Source organism: Marinobacter sp. DSM 26671 (assembly GCF_900112835.1).
GTDB classification, from domain to species: Bacteria; Pseudomonadota; Gammaproteobacteria; order Pseudomonadales; family Oleiphilaceae; genus Marinobacter; species Marinobacter flavimaris.
In genome coordinates this window covers 206,514-223,954 of record NZ_FONF01000006.1, presented here as the reverse complement: position 1 = coordinate 223,954, position 17,441 = coordinate 206,514, and the positions used below count along the sequence as shown (strand labels likewise).

General features: G+C 59.3%; 16 protein-coding genes. 7 read left to right on the top strand and 9 right to left on the bottom strand.

What is annotated here, in order from left to right; all coding sequences use genetic code 11:
- Window positions 1–3 precede the first annotated feature (3 nt).
- From BM035_RS09225 to BM035_RS09185, 9 genes are all read right to left on the bottom strand, one after another.
- Window positions 4–234 carry a hypothetical protein gene (locus BM035_RS09225; RefSeq protein WP_014579080.1) on the bottom strand — a complete coding sequence of 77 codons (231 nt, stop codon included), beginning with the start codon at window positions 232–234 and terminating at the stop codon, window positions 4–6.
- A gap of 30 nt (window positions 235–264) precedes the next feature.
- A complete protein-coding gene (locus BM035_RS09220) occupies window positions 265–2,013 on the bottom strand; it encodes an ArnT family glycosyltransferase (protein WP_053113689.1) in 1,749 nt (582 codons plus the stop codon).
- A gap of 9 nt (window positions 2,014–2,022) precedes the next feature.
- Window positions 2,023–2,691 carry a TVP38/TMEM64 family protein gene (locus BM035_RS09215; protein ID WP_008177101.1) on the bottom strand — a complete coding sequence of 223 codons (669 nt, stop codon included), beginning with the start codon at window positions 2,689–2,691 and terminating at the stop codon, window positions 2,023–2,025.
- 1 nt (window position 2,692) lies between these two features.
- Window positions 2,693–3,460, bottom strand: coding sequence for a glycosyltransferase family 2 protein (locus tag BM035_RS09210; RefSeq protein ID WP_092031305.1), 768 nt, complete (start codon window positions 3,458–3,460; stop codon window positions 2,693–2,695).
- Window positions 3,461–3,553: 93 nt separating this feature from the next.
- The gene (locus BM035_RS09205; protein WP_092031301.1) at window positions 3,554–4,966 is read right to left on the bottom strand and encodes an ATP-binding protein; all 1,413 of its coding nucleotides are present in this window, start codon (window positions 4,964–4,966) and stop codon (window positions 3,554–3,556) included.
- Window positions 4,963–5,646 (bottom strand): response regulator transcription factor, encoded by a 684-nt coding sequence (locus tag BM035_RS09200; protein ID WP_092031298.1) that lies wholly within the window; start codon window positions 5,644–5,646, stop codon window positions 4,963–4,965. Before BM035_RS09200 ends, BM035_RS09205 begins: the two co-directional genes overlap by 4 nt.
- Before the next feature lie 22 nt (window positions 5,647–5,668).
- Entirely contained in the window at window positions 5,669–7,216 is a 1,548-nt protein-coding gene (locus BM035_RS09195) for an ArnT family glycosyltransferase (protein WP_092031296.1), read from the bottom strand.
- Window positions 7,200–8,207, bottom strand: coding sequence for a glycosyltransferase family 2 protein (locus tag BM035_RS09190; RefSeq protein ID WP_228743887.1), 1,008 nt, complete (start codon window positions 8,205–8,207; stop codon window positions 7,200–7,202). The genes BM035_RS09195 and BM035_RS09190 overlap by 17 nt, the downstream gene beginning before the upstream one ends.
- Window positions 8,179–8,592 carry a GtrA family protein gene (locus tag BM035_RS09185; RefSeq protein ID WP_092031291.1) on the bottom strand — a complete coding sequence of 138 codons (414 nt, stop codon included), beginning with the start codon at window positions 8,590–8,592 and terminating at the stop codon, window positions 8,179–8,181. Before BM035_RS09185 ends, BM035_RS09190 begins: the two co-directional genes overlap by 29 nt.
- 218 nt (window positions 8,593–8,810) lie before the next feature.
- Here BM035_RS09185 and BM035_RS09180 point away from each other — a divergent pair, with 218 nt between their 5' ends.
- The 7 genes from BM035_RS09180 to BM035_RS09150 all read left to right on the top strand — a co-directional run bounded on the left by BM035_RS09180 (window position 8,811) and on the right by BM035_RS09150 (window position 17,376).
- Complete coding sequence (locus BM035_RS09180) at window positions 8,811–9,521, top strand: thermostable hemolysin (RefSeq protein ID WP_175497372.1); 711 nt, start codon at window positions 8,811–8,813, stop codon at window positions 9,519–9,521.
- Entirely contained in the window at window positions 9,505–11,691 is a 2,187-nt protein-coding gene (locus BM035_RS09175) for an AMP-binding protein (RefSeq protein ID WP_092031288.1), read from the top strand. The genes BM035_RS09180 and BM035_RS09175 overlap by 17 nt, the downstream gene beginning before the upstream one ends.
- Complete coding sequence (locus BM035_RS09170) at window positions 11,678–12,460, top strand: SDR family oxidoreductase (RefSeq protein WP_092031285.1); 783 nt, start codon at window positions 11,678–11,680, stop codon at window positions 12,458–12,460. Before BM035_RS09175 ends, BM035_RS09170 begins: the two co-directional genes overlap by 14 nt.
- Window positions 12,457–13,077, top strand: coding sequence for a tetratricopeptide repeat protein (locus BM035_RS09165; RefSeq protein ID WP_014579092.1), 621 nt, complete (start codon window positions 12,457–12,459; stop codon window positions 13,075–13,077). Before BM035_RS09170 ends, BM035_RS09165 begins: the two co-directional genes overlap by 4 nt.
- Window positions 13,078–13,164: 87 nt before the next feature.
- Window positions 13,165–14,685, top strand: coding sequence for a sensor domain-containing diguanylate cyclase (locus BM035_RS09160; RefSeq protein WP_092031282.1), 1,521 nt, complete (start codon window positions 13,165–13,167; stop codon window positions 14,683–14,685).
- Window positions 14,686–14,767: 82 nt separating this feature from the next.
- Entirely contained in the window at window positions 14,768–15,634 is an 867-nt protein-coding gene (locus BM035_RS09155; RefSeq protein WP_008177122.1) for an MBL fold metallo-hydrolase, read from the top strand.
- Window positions 15,635–15,642: 8 nt separating this feature from the next.
- Window positions 15,643–17,376, top strand: a complete 1,734-nt coding sequence (locus BM035_RS09150) for a SulP family inorganic anion transporter (protein ID WP_014579095.1) — start codon at window positions 15,643–15,645, stop codon at window positions 17,374–17,376.
- Window positions 17,377–17,441 lie beyond the last annotated feature (65 nt).

The following is a 17,441-nucleotide window of genomic DNA, read 5'->3' as shown; positions in this document are numbered from 1 at the left end:
CTGTCAGAACAGCACTTCGGCACGGGCAAATCCCAGAGCGTCGAGTGCCTCGACGGTCGCATCCAGGTTTGCGTAGCTGCAAACATGATCGTCGTCGGATATCAGGAAAAAGGTCTTTCCTTCAATATCCTTAAAAAGTATGACCCATTCGTGCGCATTCGAGGGGGATCGTACGATTTTCACGGAATCAACACGGTTTTCTTCCCGACGGGCTTTAATTTCATGCTTTTTCATCGTTTCTTCTTCTCTTAATCCCTCGCCAGCTCAATCCTGCCAACTGCCGGGCTCAGGCGTGGTAAACCGTTTGACCTTGTCTGGTGGTGCGCAGCTGGGGTTCATTTGTTCATCAGTCAATAATAGGTAGCTGTCCCGGTGGGCCGTGCCCACGGGAATGGCACCCTCTTTGGTGAAGCAGGGTAACTCAATCTGATCGGCGACGAGGAGATAGCTGTCCTCGGTTTCGCTCATCCACAACCAGGCATTGCGATTTTCCTGTTCCCGACCGGTAAAGAAGCTGAAATGGGTAAAGTCGCGTTTGGAAAACAGCAGGAACTGTTCCCGGAAGTCGATCATGCCGAGCTGCCCGCCGGGCGGGATATGCTGTTCTGCGGCGGCCAGAACGTTGCGAGGAGTTCGAAGCGGCTCAAGAATTCGATAGCCCCAGGTGCCCAGCAGCAGCCAGGTGATCATCATGGCCAGGAACAGACGCCCCAACGCACGGGAGCGCCAGAACCCGAACAGGGTGATCAGCCAGGCCAGTCCTATGACGAAGACGAACGTCCCCGCCTCGTGCAGTTTGGCCGGGTCGGTGCTGTAGTCGGCCACTTTTTCAACCAGCCTGGGGTGGTCGTTCCAGGCCAGGACGCCAACCGCCATCAACGCGATACCGAGCAGGAACTGCACACCTGTCAGGAGCGGCGGAAACCACCCCGCCGGTTTCTGGCTGCTGAGCAGCGGGGCGAGAATCAGGGCCAGCATGGGCAATGCTGGCAACAGGTAAACACCGCGCTTGCCGGGGCTGAGGCTGAAAAACACGATGACCAGGGCAATCCAGCCCAGAAGTACAGGAATAATCGGCCGGTACCGGGCGGTTTCAGACAAGGGCCGGATCAAGGCCAGGAGCAACAGCGGAAGAGGAAACCAGAGCGAGGGGATGACGCTGGTGAGGTAATAGTACCAGGGCTGGATATGGCCCCATGAGTCGGCATAGCGCTCGCCGGTCTGCTTGAACAGGATATTGTTCCGATAAGCCAGGGCCTCTTCGGTGCCGAGATTGTTAACGTAAAGCACCATGGGAATCAGCCAGGCGGCAACCACTGCCAGCATGGCCAGCGGGCCCAGTGCGCAGCGCCAGGTTAGTGTACCCCTGAACAGTGCGCGATCGCGAAGCTTCATGACCAAAATGGGAATGAGCATCAGGGCCGGCAGAAATCCGACCCCTTTGGTGATGATTCCAAGCCCCATAAACGCCCAGCCGACAAAGTACCAGCCCCAGGCGGGCCCGGTGAAAAAGTGTCGGATCAGACCGTAGCAGGCGACGGCAATCCAGCAGGCAACCATGGCATCGATCTGGGCTTTCTGGGCCTGGATCACGAACTGTGGCGCGAGCATCAGCAACATCACCGCGATGGCACCGGTTCGCTGGTTCCACAGGCGGGTGCCCAGATCAAAGACCAGTCCCAGTGTCAGCAGGCTACACAGCGCATTGGGCAGCAGGAATGCAATCTTCAGGTTGCCGGTCAGCCAGTAAAAGAAGGCAATACTCCACATGAACACCGGTGGCTTGTCCGGGTAGAACTCACCACCCCGCATGGGGATCAGCCATTGCCCGGAGGCGACCATTTCGCGGGCCACTTCCGCGAACCTCGGTTCGTCGGCAGGCCAGGGGGAACGTAGTCCGATCCCGGTAAAAATCACGACTGCGGCAAAGGCCAGCAGTAACAGCAGGAGTTGATTGCGGGAAAGGTTAAACACGGTGTCCGGCAGGTGGCGGACGAAGGGTGATGCAGGCATGGTTCGGTCTCAGAGAGAGTCGGAAACGGAATCGGCCAGCGTCCTGGCCCTCTGGTTGTGATAGAGAAAAGCACCAATCAGCGAGGCGAGAATGAAAAAGCCGATGCTCACGGCAAGCTGATAGGCATTAGCATTGCCGATACCGGCACCGGCCAGGGCAAACACCAGCATCTGGGGCAGGTAGCCAAGGGTGCTGCCGAACAGGAACGGTGAGAAACGGATCCCGGAGCAGCCTGCGACAAGGTTGGTCACCAGGTTACTGCCCACCGGCAGCAAACGCACCATGAGAACCTTCAACAGCGTCTGCTCCCGGAACAGGCGATCAAACTGCTGCATGCGATGGCTGAACCGCCGGCTCAATGGCGTTCGCAGCAGCCAGCGGGCGGTCAGGAAACAGCCGGTGGCCCCGATGGCGGCGGCCAGGGTCGACAGCAGTGTCCCGTTGAACCCGCCCAGCGCAAAACCCAGCACGAAGGCGAGCAACTGGCGTGGAGCGCCGAGGCCGGTAAACAATGCGCCGGCGAGGGTAATCACCACCAATCCGCCGACACCATGGCTGTGGAGATAGTTCGCCACTTCATTCTGGTCGGCAATGAAGTCGAGCCAGCCGTTGTGGATGGTCAGATAGCCAACCAGCACCAGGGCGGCGAAGGCCAGCCAGCGGGAACCGTTGATCATGTCAGGAGCGCTCCGCCACCGATCCCTGTGGATCGGCCTGACCGGCACTGCTGATAACAGGAACCCGGGTGCGGTGCAGCAACCAGAGTACACCGAGCAGGTCCAGGATGCCGGCCCAGGTCCGGTTCCAGGCGTTGTATTTGGAAATCCCGGCGGTGCGTGGGCGGTGGTTTACCTCCACGATGGCAATGTCACCGCCGATCCCGCGTACCAGCGCCGGGATGAATCGGTGTCCGTGATCGAACCAGGGGAGTTTGAGGAAGGTTTCCCGGGGAAACAGCTTCAGGCCGCAACCGGTATCGGGCACGCCATCATGAAGCAGTGCATCCCGCACGCGATTGGCCAGGCGGGACTGGAAGCGCTTCCACGCAGTGTCCTTGCGATTCTTGCGATAGCCGGCAATACAGAAGTCCGGGTTCCGCATGGTGTTGGCTTTCTGCAGCATGGCGGGAATGTCGGCCGGATCGTTCTGGCCATCGCCATCCATGGTAACAATCAACCTGCTCCGGGCCTGTCGGATACCCGATGCCAGGGCACCGCTCTGGCCGATGCTGCGCTCGTGGCGAATGGTCAACAACCGGCCGCCGAGGGCCCGGGCTGTCCGAACGGCTGTGTCCAGCGTGCTGTCTGTGCTGCCATCATCCACCAGCACCACCTCAAAGCCGTGATAGTCACGCATTACCCCATAGGCCTCGGTCAGCAGGGTAGCGATGTTGGCTTCTTCATCCTTGGCCGGTATAACCAGCGAAAGAGTTCTTTCCTGACCCATGTAAAGACATCCTCGAAAACGGAATATCAACCGGGCCGTCTGTCGGCCCTGTTCAATTGGGCCGGAGTATCCTCCTCAAACCTTAAAACAATCTTAAACCTTCTTGAGACGAGAGGTGGCACGGGCCGGGAGCCAGATGCTGACGCACAGGCCCGAGTTGCCATCCGGCCGGTCGCCCAGGGTGAGCTGGCCACCATGAAGTTCAGCGATGCGCCTGGCGATGGCCAGCCCGAGACCCGCGCCACCACCGAGTCGCTGGTCCAGCCGGACAAAACGGCTCAAAGCCCGCTCACGTGCCTCGGCTGGGATGCCGGGGCCCTGGTCGCACACGGTTATATGGTATCCCTCACCGGCAGGCGTGAGGTGTGTTTCGATGCTTGTGTGTTCGGGGCTGTACTGGATGGCGTTCGCCAGCAGGGAGCGCATGAGCGTGTTGATCAAGGCGCTGTGGCAGGAGACCAGGGCCTGACCGGCATCGTCCTGCAGCACGGGGTCGATGTCCTTTTTCAGGGCCAGCGGTGCCACATCGGCAATGCTCTGTTCCACGATGGCAGACAGGTTGTGGTATTCCGGGGTGAAATCGGCACCAGAGTCGACGCGGTTGAGCAGCAGCATCTGCTCAACCAGGTGCACCATGCGGTCCACGGACTGGATCAGATCGCCGTATTGCTCCGGGTCGTTCTCGTAGACTTTTTCCAAATTCAGGCGCAGGGCCGTAAGCGGTGTCCTCAGTTCGTGGGCGGCATCGGCAGAAAACCGCCTCTCCCGTTCCAGGGCCTGGTTGAGGCGCCGGAGCAGACCATTCACCGCCTGCACCAGACCGGCGACTTCCTTGGGCGCCTGCCGGTCGTCCAGTGGGTGTATATTTTCCGGGGCCATGTTGCGTACGGGCTTCTCGAGCTTTCTCAGTGGCTGGAAGCCCACCTGGATCGACACCAGCACTGCCAGAGCCAGCACGGGCAAAACGATCAGGAAAGGCAGTACGTTGCCGAGAGCGATTTCCTGGCTGAGTTCATCCCGGACATCTTCACGCTGGGCCGTGCGGATCCAGAAACCGGTCGCCGGATCTTCAAGGGTGAAGGTTCGCCATTGATATCCGGCTACTTCCTGCCATCCGAAGCCACGCTCCAGGCCCTGCGAATCGTTGGCGCGCAGGGTGTCCAGAATCGGCTCCCGGTCCGGCGACCAGACCTCAAAGGCCAGCTTCCGTTCGTAATTGTGGCCCGCGCCGCCGGGCAGGATTTCATTTTCCTCCTCGTCGCCCTGGTACACGCCGTCTGGCAGTTGGAGCGTCTTCTCCAGGGTATGACTGATCTGCTCCATTGATTGTGTGGAAGAGAGATGCTCAACCAGGCCCTGGACAATGCGGGTGCTCTGGGCCAGCTCCGCGTCGAAAAGCTCTTCCAGTTGATGGTCGCTGACGTAGAAGCCCCAGCCGGCAGCAATCAGAGTGATGAAGAACACCGTGCTGGTGATCAGAAGGATCAGTTTTCGGGTCAGGCTCATTCGGGAGAAACCTCCGCAGCGGCCTTGCTGTCCAGCATGTAGCCAACGCCACGGACGGTGCGAATGGTCTGTTTGCCAACGCGCCGGCGCAAATGATGGACATGCACCTCAAGGGCATTACTCTCTGCGCCCTGCTCCCAACCATACAGCTGCTCTTCCAGCCGACGGCGGGTTGCCACCTGGTCGGGGTGGCGCATCAGGTAGTGCAGAATCTGGAACTCGCTGCGCGGAAGAGCCGCCGTTTCGGTCCCCAGCTTGAGCTGGCCTGAATCGGGGTCCAGAATCAGCCTGCCCACCTGCAGACCGCCTGTCCGGACACCGGCTCCGCGCCGCGTAACGGCCCGAATTCGAGCTTTCAGTTCCGCCATGGCGAAGGGCTTCGTCAGGTAGTCGTCAGCGCCCGCATTGAGGCCCTGAAGTTTTTCGTCCAGATCGCCGCGGGCGGTGAGGATGATGACCGGCGTCTCGATACCCTGGCTGCGTACCTTTTTCACGATATCCAGCCCGTCCACGCGGGGCAGCGTCAGATCCAGGATAGCCAGATCGAAGTTGTCGTTCAGGAGTGCATTGAGCGCCTGCTGGCCGTCATCCAGCCAGTCAACGGTGTTCTGCTCGTCACGCAACATACCCAGCATGGTGTTGGCCAAAAGATGATCATCTTCAATCAGCAATATTCGCATACAGCAGGAATCCGGTTGGTTTTCAGCTAAGCGGGTGATCGTTGGATGCATTGTAATCGATACCGCCGGTTTTGCTTTTTTCCTGAAAGCTGGTCGCGGTATTTCCCGAGGATGGCTTCAACAGGAAAAGCCGGTAGCGACGGTTTTCCTCAATCGGTCTGGTGAGGTCTTCAAGGCGCCTGATCATTGCGGTGTTGCCCTTCTCTACAGCCAGAGCCATGGGTTCCTGCAGGTTGCCCGATTCAATGCGATCGATAACGTCTTCCTGGGCAATGGCATGAGCATCGCCACGGCTGTAGAAGCGTGCTGAGAACGGGGCCTTGCCTAGGTAAAACAGATTGTCTGCGCTCATGCCGGGGAGTTGTTCGATTTGCGCGACCAGATCCCGCTCGGTTTTCAGTTGCTCCGGGTGCAGGGTAAGCCAGCCTGCGGCGGCGATCCCCATCATGGGGATTGTCAGCACTGCAGCCAGGCTGGAGGCCGGTATCCGATCGGAAAGTTCCCTCGGCCAGAGGCTGGATGCCAGCACGGCAAGAAACGGCAAACCGGGAAGCACGTAGGTCCAGAGAATGTTGCCGGAGAGGGTGAAAAAGACGGCAGGACTCAGCGCGGATGCCAGAACCAGCCCGCCCACGCCTTTTTCAACGGGCTGCCACTGTTGTGGTGCAGGTTGACGGTGCCAGCGGCTAACGCCAAAAGCAACAATCGCGATCAGACCCCAGGGGAAACTGGCGGCAACCAGGTACAGCCAGATGGTGCCCCGGGTAAACTCGTGTGCGTTGCCATAAAGATCACCCTGCCAGCTACTGACAAGGAATCGCTTGATGTGTTCTCCCACGATGAAGTAATCGAGAAAACCGGGTGTCTTGAGCTCGGCGAGAACGTACCAGGGGGCTGCAATGGCCATCATCAAAAGTGAACCGCGTAGCCAGGGCAGTTGCTGCCACAGGACCAGCCAGCGTCGGGTCGTCGCAACCCAGAGAAAAACCGGCAGCCCGGTCAGAACCAGAATCAGCGGGCCCTTGGCGAGCAGGCCGATGGCAAGACCGATAAAGAAGAGCCAGCCCCACACCATGGGGCCGCCCTGAAGACGAACCACAAGACTGGTCAGTACCAGCGTTGAGCCGAGGGCAAGGAACGAATCAGTCATCACCGTGCCCGCCGTCAGGAAGCCCAGGGCCGTGGTGGCGTAAATCAGGGCGGCCCAGAGGCCGGCCGACGTTGCCGCTTCGCTGTCGCGTTCGGGATGCAGGTAACGACGCAGGGTGAAGACCAGGTAGACGATAATGACATTGGCCAGCCAGGAGGGCAGCCTGCCCGCGAATTCAGAAACACCCAGCAATTTGAACGACAGTGCCTGCGCCCAGAACGACAGTGGTGGCTTGCCCCAGAACGGCACTCCGTAGTCGAACCATGGGGTTATCCAATCTCCGGTGTGGGCCATTATGCGGGCAATTTCGGCATAGCGCGGTTCGGTAGTGTCCGCTAGCGGCAGTATCGCCGCCAGTCCGAGCCGTGCGGCAAGCACGGCAAACAGGAGCCAGAGCAGGGTGTTAATGTTTCTGGTCATTACCGGCTACTCGCAGTTGGGTGAGAACCGGCTGGGCAATGTCGTCGCTGTCTTCCGCAACAATAAACACCGGGCGCTGTTTGGTCTCCATATAGATCCGACCGACGTACTCCCCCAACAGGCCAACGCATAGCAGCTGAACCCCTGAGAGGAACGTGATCATGGCAATCATGGAGGCGTAACCCGGTGTGGATATGCCGAAAACCAGTGCCCGGATAACTTCCCAGGTGCCGAAAAGGCCTCCGGCGCCGGCCGCAAAGAGGCCGAGGATCAGGGCAATCCGCAGTGGGCGCGTGGAGAACGAGGTAATTCCTTCCATCGCCAGATGCATGAGCTTCAGATAGTTCCACTTGGTTTTGCCTGCAAGACGTGGATCGCGGTCAAATTCGAGAGTGACCGTTGGCATGCCAACCCACGCGAACATGCCTTTCAGGTAGCGGTTGCGTTCGGGTAACCGGTTGAGGGCATCTACGGTGCGCCGGCTCATCAGTCGGAAGTCGCCAGTATCCACCGGTATCGATGCGTCACTTATGTGGTTGATCAGACGATAGAAAATGCTCGCAGTGGTGCGTTTCAGCCAGCTTTCACCGGCCCTTGATCGCCGTTTCATCAGAACGACGTCTGCCCCCTGCTGCCATGCCTGAACCATCCTCGGGATCAACTCCGGGGGATCCTGGAGATCGGCGTCCATCAGTACCACGGCATCGCCACGGGCACTCTCAAGGCCCGCGGTAACGGCCGCTTCCTTGCCAAAGTTCCGGGAGAGCTGAACGACACGGATTCCGGAGTAACGGTCCCTGGCCCGTAGCAGCTGTGCAACAGAATCGTCCCGGCTGCCATCGTCCACGAACAACAGCTCAACCTGGCCCGGCAGTTGGCGGCAGACCAGATCCAGCCGTTTCAACAGGGTTGGAATCACATCGGCTTCGTTGTGAACCGGGATAATGATGCTCAGCATCGGATTACTGAACGTTGATTGTCTGTTCTTCATGGAAAACAAACCTCTGTGCAAAGAGATAATTGGCAAAGGCAACCAGGCCGGTCGTGATTAGTTGCGAGGGGGCGACGCTGAGACCCGTAACCAGGAGTAGCGAAAAGCCCGCTAAATTAAGGGCCCAGCCCAATGCAGCCCCCGTGAGATATCGCGGGAACGCAATTCTATGGGGCAGGTTGGAACAAAAAGCGTAGCGATGCTGGCCAACATAATTTGCCAGCAATCCAGCCGTGGCACCGGTGGCGGTTGCGAGAACGGCGTTCAGTCCCCAACCGATCAAGACCAGCATGGTCAGCCAATGCAGCAGGGTGGCGACGCCACCGGCCAGCAGGAATCGTGGCAATTTGCCCCAGCCATTTGGCCGCAATAACGGGAATCTCATACAGCCTCACTTAAGAACCCGGGCGTTATCGGAAGAATCCGAATGATGGCCGGCACGTTACCGGGCCATCCTTAAGCAAGCCTTAACCGCGACCTCTGAAAAACCTTAAGCCGGCCTTAAGGTTTCTCCCGGCCGTCCTTAAGCCTGGTTTAAGGCTTTACTCCTAATCTGGTACCCGTGATCAAAGCGCCCACGGGGAGCGAAACTGGAGAGCCCATATGACAGACCCGCTGATGATGTCCACATGTTGTCCCCCGGATTCCGAGGAGGTGGTTCCGGTCATCCGTTGTGCCGGTCGCTGGTTTAACGAGATCCGTCCAGACACGGCAATGGCCGAGACGGTTGCGGGTTTTATTCGCCGCCGCTTCCTGCATGCCTATGGCGCAGAGCCTTCTCTGCGCATACCGGCGCTCCTGGCCCTGACCACGGCTCAAGGCAGCCTTCTGGCGGCGGTCGGTGTTCGCAACGCCGCGCTGGAAAAGCTGTTTCTGGAAGACTACTTGTCGGTGCCGGTGGAGTCGGTGATGCCGGTTGCGGGCATCGAGCGACATCGGATCGCTGAGATTGCCCATCTGGCGGGCGTTGAAGCCGGCGTCAGCCGTTTTCTGTTTGCCTCGTTGTCGGTTTGGCTGGATGGGGCCGGTTATGACTGGGTGGTGTGCACCGGCACGGATCAGCTACGCAACAGTTTTCATCGCCTGGGCATTGCCACTCAGGTCCTGGCGACTGCCGATCCCGCCACGTTGCCCGATGGCGGTGCCGGCTGGGGGCGTTATTACGACCATCATCCGGTGGTGATGGCCATTCGTGTCGCCGATGGTATGTCGGCACTGCGGACCGCCGGTTTGCTCCGGTTGATTCAGCCGGTTGAGTCTGAAGCCCCCGGGGAAGAAGCGATGGCAGGAGGTTCCTATGGCCACATTGCCTGAACTTCTGCAACGCCAGGCGGCCGTCCAACCCTCACAAACGGCGCTCCAGGGGCCGGAGTCGGCCTTCACTTATGCTCAGATGATGCAGGCGGCCGAGGCTCTCGCCGACCAGTTGACCCGCCTTGGTGTGCGCCGGGCCGGCCTGTGTGGCGACAACTCCGTGGCGTGGATTCTTGCCGATCTGGCCTGTTTGCTTGCCGGCGTGGTGTGTGTCCCCGTGCCGGTGTTTTTTTCACGGACTCAGACGGAACACCTGACTGAACGAGCTGGCCTTGATTGCCTGTTGTCAGGGGGCGCAAGCAATGGCGGTGAGCACATTGGCCATGGTGTCTGGCTAAGGCATTTGCCGGTAACAGCGGCAGCCGCCTGGATGCCGGAGCAGACCGCGAAGATAACCTTTACGTCCGGCAGTACAGGCAACCCGAAGGGCGTCTGCCTGTCGGTGGCCCAGATGACGGCCACCACGCTGGCCTTGCAGGAGCGTCTTGAGGGCGTCGACCTTGAGCGGCACCTGTGCATCCTGCCACTGGCCACATTGCTGGAGAACATTGCCGGGGTTTATCTGCCATTGCTTATGGGCAGTACGGTAATGGTCGCACCCTTGCAGGATCTGGGCATGACCGGAAGCAGTGGGCTGGACATCGGCCGGCTGGTGCAGGGCATCAACGAACACCAGCCGCAGTCCCTGATTCTGGTGCCGGAACTGGCTATGGCGCTGGTGTCTGCGGCCGAACAGAAACAGCTGGACAGTAATTCTTTCCGGTTTCTGGCGGTTGGTGGCGGACGGGTTTCGTCCGACCTGCTTGCCAGGGGCCGCGCGGTCGGCCTGCCGCTTTATGAGGGTTATGGGCTTTCCGAGTGCAGTTCCGTGGTTGCATTGAACGTGCCTGGAACCGAACGCGAAGGTGCGGTGGGTAAACCGCTCTCCCATGTTCGGGTACGGGTGGATGACCGCGGACACATTCTGGTGGCCGGGAACACCCACCTGGGTTACCTGGGGGATGAACCGGCAGGGGATGAATGGCTGGATACCGGTGACCTGGGTTCCCGGGATGCCGGGGGTTTCCTGTCGGTGAGCGGTCGCGCGAAGAACCTTCTGATTACCAGCTTTGGTCGCAACATCAGCCCGGAATGGCTGGAGAGTGAACTCATCCAGGCGATAGGTGCCCGCCAGGCGGTGGTGTTTGGTGATGGCGATCCCCGCCCTTCCGCCCTCGTTGTTGTGCAGGATGGCCGCTCACCCGATGCGTTGCGCTCGCAGCTGGACGTTCTGAACAACAATTTGCCGGACTACGCTCGTTTGTCCGGTGTCTATATCCGCCGTCAGCCATTGAGCCAGGCCGAGGGCTACCTGACTGCAAACGGCCGGCCTGTTCGCCAACAGATTCAGGCGGATCTGCCAACGCTGCTGGCCGGCGCATTTCCGATTTTCATGAATCTTTCGATATCCAATTCTGAACTTTCAAACCCGCCAGGAGGATCTTTCATGGCATTTTTCGATCGACTGCAGTCCGAAACTGCACAAGCCCGCGCCCACGTAACCGGTGCGCCTGTTATTGAGGCCATCCGCGAGGGCCGGTTTGACCTGAATGGCTATACCTGGTTTCTCACCCAGGCGTATCACCACGTGAAACACACCGTGCCCCTGATGATGGCCTGCGGTGGCCGCTTACCCGAGCGTCTGGAATTTGTGCGAAAGGCGTTGGTGGAATACATCGAGGAGGAGTATGGCCACCATGAGTGGATCCTCAACGATCTTGCGGCCTGCGGAGAGGACAAGGAAGCCATTCGTCATGGCAGCCCGGATACCTCTATCGAGCTGATGGTCGCCTACCTCTATGACCGCATTAACCGCGGTAACCCGGCCGCCTTTTTCGGCATGGTTCAGGTGCTTGAGGGAACGTCGATCGAGCTGGCGACGCCGCTCGGTGAAGCCATCCAGAAACAGCTTGGCCTGCCCAAAGAAGCGTTCAGCTACCTCTACTCCCATGGTGCTCTGGACCAGGAGCATTTCGAGTTCTTCCGGAACCTGATGAACGAAATCACCGATCCGGATGACCAGCAGGCCATTATCGAGGCGGCCCGTATGGTCTACCGGCTTTACGGCGACATGCTGCACAGCATTCCCGTGCCCGAGAATCGCAAGGAGCGGCGCCATGAGGCTGCATGATCGGGTGTTCCTGCTTCTGGGTGGCACCGGCGGTATAGGAAAGGCGCTCGTAGAGCCGTTGGTCAGGGCAGGTGCTCGGGTGATTATCGCTTCCCGGCACCCGGAAAAGCTCGAACATCGGGAGGGTGTCTCGCTCGTACATCTGGATCTTGCGGCGCCGGACCTCGACCAGCAGCTGGTTCGGCTCGGCGATGCCTATCCGGATATTGATGGCGTTATCCACTGTGCCGGCCAGAACTGCTTTGCCAGCCTGGGCAATATGACAGTCAATGAACTGGACGCCCAGATTGCCGTCAATCTCCGGTCAGCGATGATTGTCGCCAGGCATTTTGCACCAAGGTTTGAAAAAGCCGAACAGGGAGCGCTGGTGTTCGTGGGGTCCACCTTTGGCAGCATCGGTTTCCCCGGCTACACCGCATACTGCGCCAGCAAGTTTGGTCTGCGCGGTTTCAGCGAAGCCCTGCGCAGGGAACTGGCCGATACTCCGGTTCAGGTGATCTATGTGGCCCCCCGCGCCACTGCCACGGACATGAATCCGAAGGCCGTGAACGAGCTGAACCGGGCACTTGGCAACGCCATGGACGCACCTGAAGCGGTGGCGGCGCAGATTCTGGCTGCTATGGAAAATGACGATCGCCGGCGTTTTCTGGGCTGGCCCGAGAAGTTGTTCGTGGTCATCAACGGCATCCTGCCCAAAATTGTCGATAAGGCGATGCTGAAGCAACTGCCGGTGATCCGGCGGTTTCTGAATCCGGGAGTGTTGTCATGAAACGTGTTTTATTGATGGTCTTGTGTCTGGCTGCCCAGCCGCTTTGGGCAGCTGCTCTTGAGACCGAGCTGGCCGACATCCAGCATCGCTGGGCCGAGATCCAGTACCAGGTACCGGAGGACGAAAAAGAGAAAGCCTTCGAGGGCCTGGCTGGCGAGGCGGAACAGTTTGTTGCCCATTATCCGGACCGGGCAGAGCCGCTGATCTGGCAGGGTATTGTGTTGAGCACCTACGCCGGTGCCAAAGGTGGTCTGGGTGCCCTGGGCCTGGTCAAGGACGCCCGGAAATCCCTGGAAGCGGCCCTGGCAATCGATCCCGATGCGCTCGATGGCTCGGCTTACACATCCCTTGGCAGCCTTTATTACCAGGTCCCTGGCTGGCCACTGGGCTTCGGTGATGACGACAAGGCCCGTCAGTATTTGCAGAAAGCATTGGCGATCAATCCTGATGGTATGGATGCCAATTTCTTCTTTGGCGATTTTCTGCTGGACCAGGGCGAGCCTGAACGAGCCCGGAGCTATCTGCAGAAAGTCCTCGAAGCACCCGACAGGGCGGGCCGCGACGTCGCTGATGCCGGTCGGCGGGAAGAAGCCAGGAACCGCCTGGACTCGCTCTGATTCGTCGTCTCCGGAATCGGTTTGCTTCCTGTCAGCGTGCGCTACACTCTTTTATGAGCAGGGTGATTCGTCCGTTGGGAGGACAGGGTGTCCAAGGCGTCAAGGTCCGGCAACGGGCAGCAAACCGGTTTGTCTGCCCGTTTTTTCCAGAAACTGGCCTCAGGGGTGCCTGGCGTCCTTTTCATCTATTGGCTGGGTGCAGATCGGGAGTCCCATCGATGCCCCTTCATCAGTGAACGTGTTCAGGCACTTTTTGGCATAGCCCCGTCGGATCTGAATGACAACGCGGATCCGATTTTTGCGATGATCCACCCCGACGACGTTGAGTCCGTCATGGAGAGTATCCGTTTCTCTGCGGATACCCTGAAAACCTGGTCGTATCGCGCGCGGCTCAGACTGCAGAATGGCGACTACGAGTGGTTCGAGGTGAGCTCCGAGCCGGAGCGGCAACCCGATGGCAGTACCCTCTGGTACGGTCAGTTCCATAACATCCAGCATTACAAAAACCTGGAGCAGAGCCTCCGAGAGAGCGAGGCGGAGTTTTCCTTCCAGGCTGGTTTCCAGAGGCTCATTGCCCGCCTTTCCACCGAATTCATCAATCTGGGCTTTGGCACCATTGATCAGTGCATTGATGAGCTCCTGCGATCCATCGGCCTGTTTTTCAAGGTAGACCGGGCCTACCTGTACTGCTTTACCGACGATTACGCCGTAATGACCAATACCCATGAATGGTGCAGGGACGGTGTCCCTGCCCTGATTGAGACCCAGCAAGAGGTACCGATCGAGGATTTTCACTGGTGGCAGGAACAGATCGAGGGCATGGTCAGTGGCAGCCGCGTGGTGTTCATCGAAGATGTCGATCGACTGCCGCGGGAGGCCGCACCCGAGCGGGCTCTGCTTCAGGAGCAGGGCGTATCTTCCATGTTCTGTGTGCCCATCCGGGTGCGTGGACGGGTCACCGGGTTTTTCGGCGTTGACTCCCTGCGTCGACGAAGCTGGCGTCTGGATCAGGCCGATCTGTTGATCATCGTCTCCGGCCTGTTGTCGGGTGCTCTTGAGCGCAATCGCCTGGAAGAAGAGCTGCTTAACCAGTCCATTCGTGATCCGCTGACCGGTCTGCATAATCGCCGCTACCTGATGCCAAGGCTGGATGAAATGCTGGGCCGGAGTAACCGTCGGGGAGAACGTTTCGCCCTGGCGATCTTCGACATCGATCACTTCAAGACGATCAACGACTCCATCGGACACCTCGGGGGCGATTATATCCTCCAGCGCTTTGCTGACATCCTGGTGAGCCAGACCCGCTCCATGGATGTGGTTGCCCGTTTCGGTGGCGAGGAGTTCATTGTTGTTTTCAGCGCCGTGGAACACGGGGACGTGAGGCAGTTTGTGCAGCGAATTCTCGAAGCTGTGCATGAGGAAAGGTTTGTGTTCAATGACACGGACATTCCGGTGACCGTCAGTGCGGGTGTGGCGGGGATCGAAGAGTTCGTTGACCAGCCAGCGACTCCCGATGCCTTGATTGCCCGGGCAGATGATCGGCTCTATATGGCCAAGCAGGCAGGGCGGGACTGCCTTGTTGATGCATCAGGAACATTGCGCATATAAAAAAAGATCATTTCACCTCATATTACGAAATAGTATATGCTTATATTAAATTTGATATTCGGATACTCCAGAGGTGACTGCCATGAGCAACCCGATCGTTCAGCATTTTTTTGATGAACCCACCAATACCTTCAGTTATGTGGTGCGCGACCCGGACAGCCAGGCCTGTGCCATTCTCGATTCGGTCCTGGATTTTGATTACGCCGCTGGCACCACCGACGTGCGTTCTGCAGACGAGATTATCGAGTACATCCGCAGCAACGATCTGAAGGTCGAGTGGATTCTGGAGACCCACGTACACGCGGATCACTTGTCGGCCGCGCCTTACCTGCATGAGAAGTTGGGCGGCAAGACCGGCATTGGTGCGCACATCCGAGACGTACAGGAAATATTTGGCAAGGCGTTTAACGCCGGCACCGAATTCCAGCGCGACGGCAGCCAGTTCGATCAGCTGTTCAGAGAGGGCGACACATTCGCCATCGGTGGTCTTGAGGGGCGCGTATTGCATACCCCGGGGCACACCCCTGCCTGCCTGACCTATGTGGTTGGCGATGCCGCCTTCGTGGGTGACACCCTGTTTATGCCGGATTTCGGCACCGCCCGCTGTGATTTCCCGGGTGGCGATGCCCGCACCCTGTACCAGTCTATCCAGAAGGTACTGTCTCTGCCGGCAGAAACCCGTATCTTCCTGTGTCACGACTACAAGGCGCCCGGCCGTGACGAGTATCAGCATATGACCACGGTGGCCGAGCAGCGGGAAGCGAACATCCATGTCCACGAAGGTGTTTCCGAGGAAGAGTTCGTGAAGATGCGGACCGAACGGGACGCGACCCTGGATATGCCACGGCTGATTCTGCCTTCGGTCCAGGTCAACATGCGGGCAGGCCATATGCCTCCGGCTGAAGACAATGGTCAGGTTTACCTGAAAGTACCGGTTAACCTGTTCTGAGATTCCCGATGAATCTTAAACGCTATCTGCCCATTCTGGATTGGGCCCCAAAATATGGCCGGGAACAGGCCACCAGTGATCTGGTGGCCGCGATCATCGTTACCGTCATGCTCATCCCCCAGTCGCTGGCCTATGCCCTGCTGGCCGGGTTGCCTGCCCAGGTGGGTCTGTACGCCAGTATCCTGCCCCTGGTTATTTACGCTGTCTTCGGCACCAGCCGAACACTGTCGGTGGGCCCGGTTGCTGTGGCTTCCCTGATGACCGCAGCGGCCCTGGCACCCCTTGCGGAGTCCGGTACACCGGAATACGTGGCTGGTGCCGTTTTGCTGGCGGTCATGTCTGGGTTGATGCTGACCCTGATGGGTGTCCTCAGGCTGGGTTTCCTGGCCAATTTTCTCAGCCATCCGGTGATTTCGGGCTTTATCACGGCCTCCGGCATTGTGATTGCTGCCAGTCAGCTGAAGCATATCTTCGGAATCCAGGCCTCGGGTCACAACCTTCTGGAAATTGCTCACTCGCTGTTGGGATCCATCGGTGACACCAACCTGGCAACGTTGGGGGTCGGTGCCGGAGCGCTGATTTTCCTGATGCTGGCCCGCAAACGCCTGAAGCCGCTTCTGATGGCAATGGGGTTGGCCCCGAGAATGGCGGATATTCTTACCAAAACCGCGCCGATTCTGGCGGTTCTGGTCACCACCCTGGTGGCCTGGCAGTTCCAGCTTGATGGCCAGGGTGTGCGTTTGGTCGGGGATGTGCCCCGTGGACTGCCCGATTTCACCATGCCGAGCCTGGACATGGGCTTGTGGCAGCAGCTGGCGGTCAGCGCGTTGCTGATCAGTGTTGTGGGTTTCGTGGAGTCGGTGTCTGTTGGCCAGACCCTGGCCGCGAAACGTCGCCAGCGTATTGATCCGGACCAGGAGCTGATTGGCCTGGGTACTGCCAACCTGGGCGCCGGTTTTTCCGGCGGCATGCCGGTCACCGGTGGCTTCTCCCGTTCCGTGGTCAACTTTGACGCTGGGGCCGAGACTCCCGCCGCCGGCGCCTATGCGGCTGTGGGTATCGCCATGGCAACGTTATTCCTGACGCCAGCCATTGCCTATCTGCCCCAGGCGACCCTGGCGGCGACCATCATCGTCGCCGTGGCCACGCTGATCGACCTTCCGGCCCTGGGTCGCACCTGGCGCTACTCCCGCACGGACTTTGGCGCCATGCTCGCCACCATCGTGCTGACTCTGGTGCACAGTGTCGAGGCCGGCATTATCGCCGGGGTGGCGCTTTCGATAGGCCTGTTTCTGTATCGAACCAGCCGCCCCCACAGCGCGGTGGTTGGTCGGGTACCGGGAACCGAGCACTTCCGCAACGTGCTTCGCCATGACGTGGAGCTGTGCCCGAAGGTGACCTTCCTGCGGGTAGACGAGAGCCTGTACTTCGCCAACGCACGCTTCCTTGAGGAAACGGTTATGGACCTGATGATACGGGAGCCGGAGCTTAAGGACCTGGTGCTGATGTGTCCGGCCGTGAATCTGGTGGACGCCTCGGCCCTCGAAAGTCTGGAGGCGATTAACGAGCGTATGAAGGATGCAGGAGTGAGGTTGCATCTGGCGGAAGTGAAAGGCCCCGTCATGGACAAACTGAAAGGCACGGAACTGCTTTCCCACCTGGGTGGCGAGGTTTTCCTCAGCACCTTTGAAGCCTGGCAGCGCCTCACCGACCTTGGCAAGCAAGAGAGACAGGTCGCCTGATCTATCTGGGCTCGCTTGCACCGGGGGTGGGGCGAGCCGCTAAGATGTCATACCCGACCCCGTTA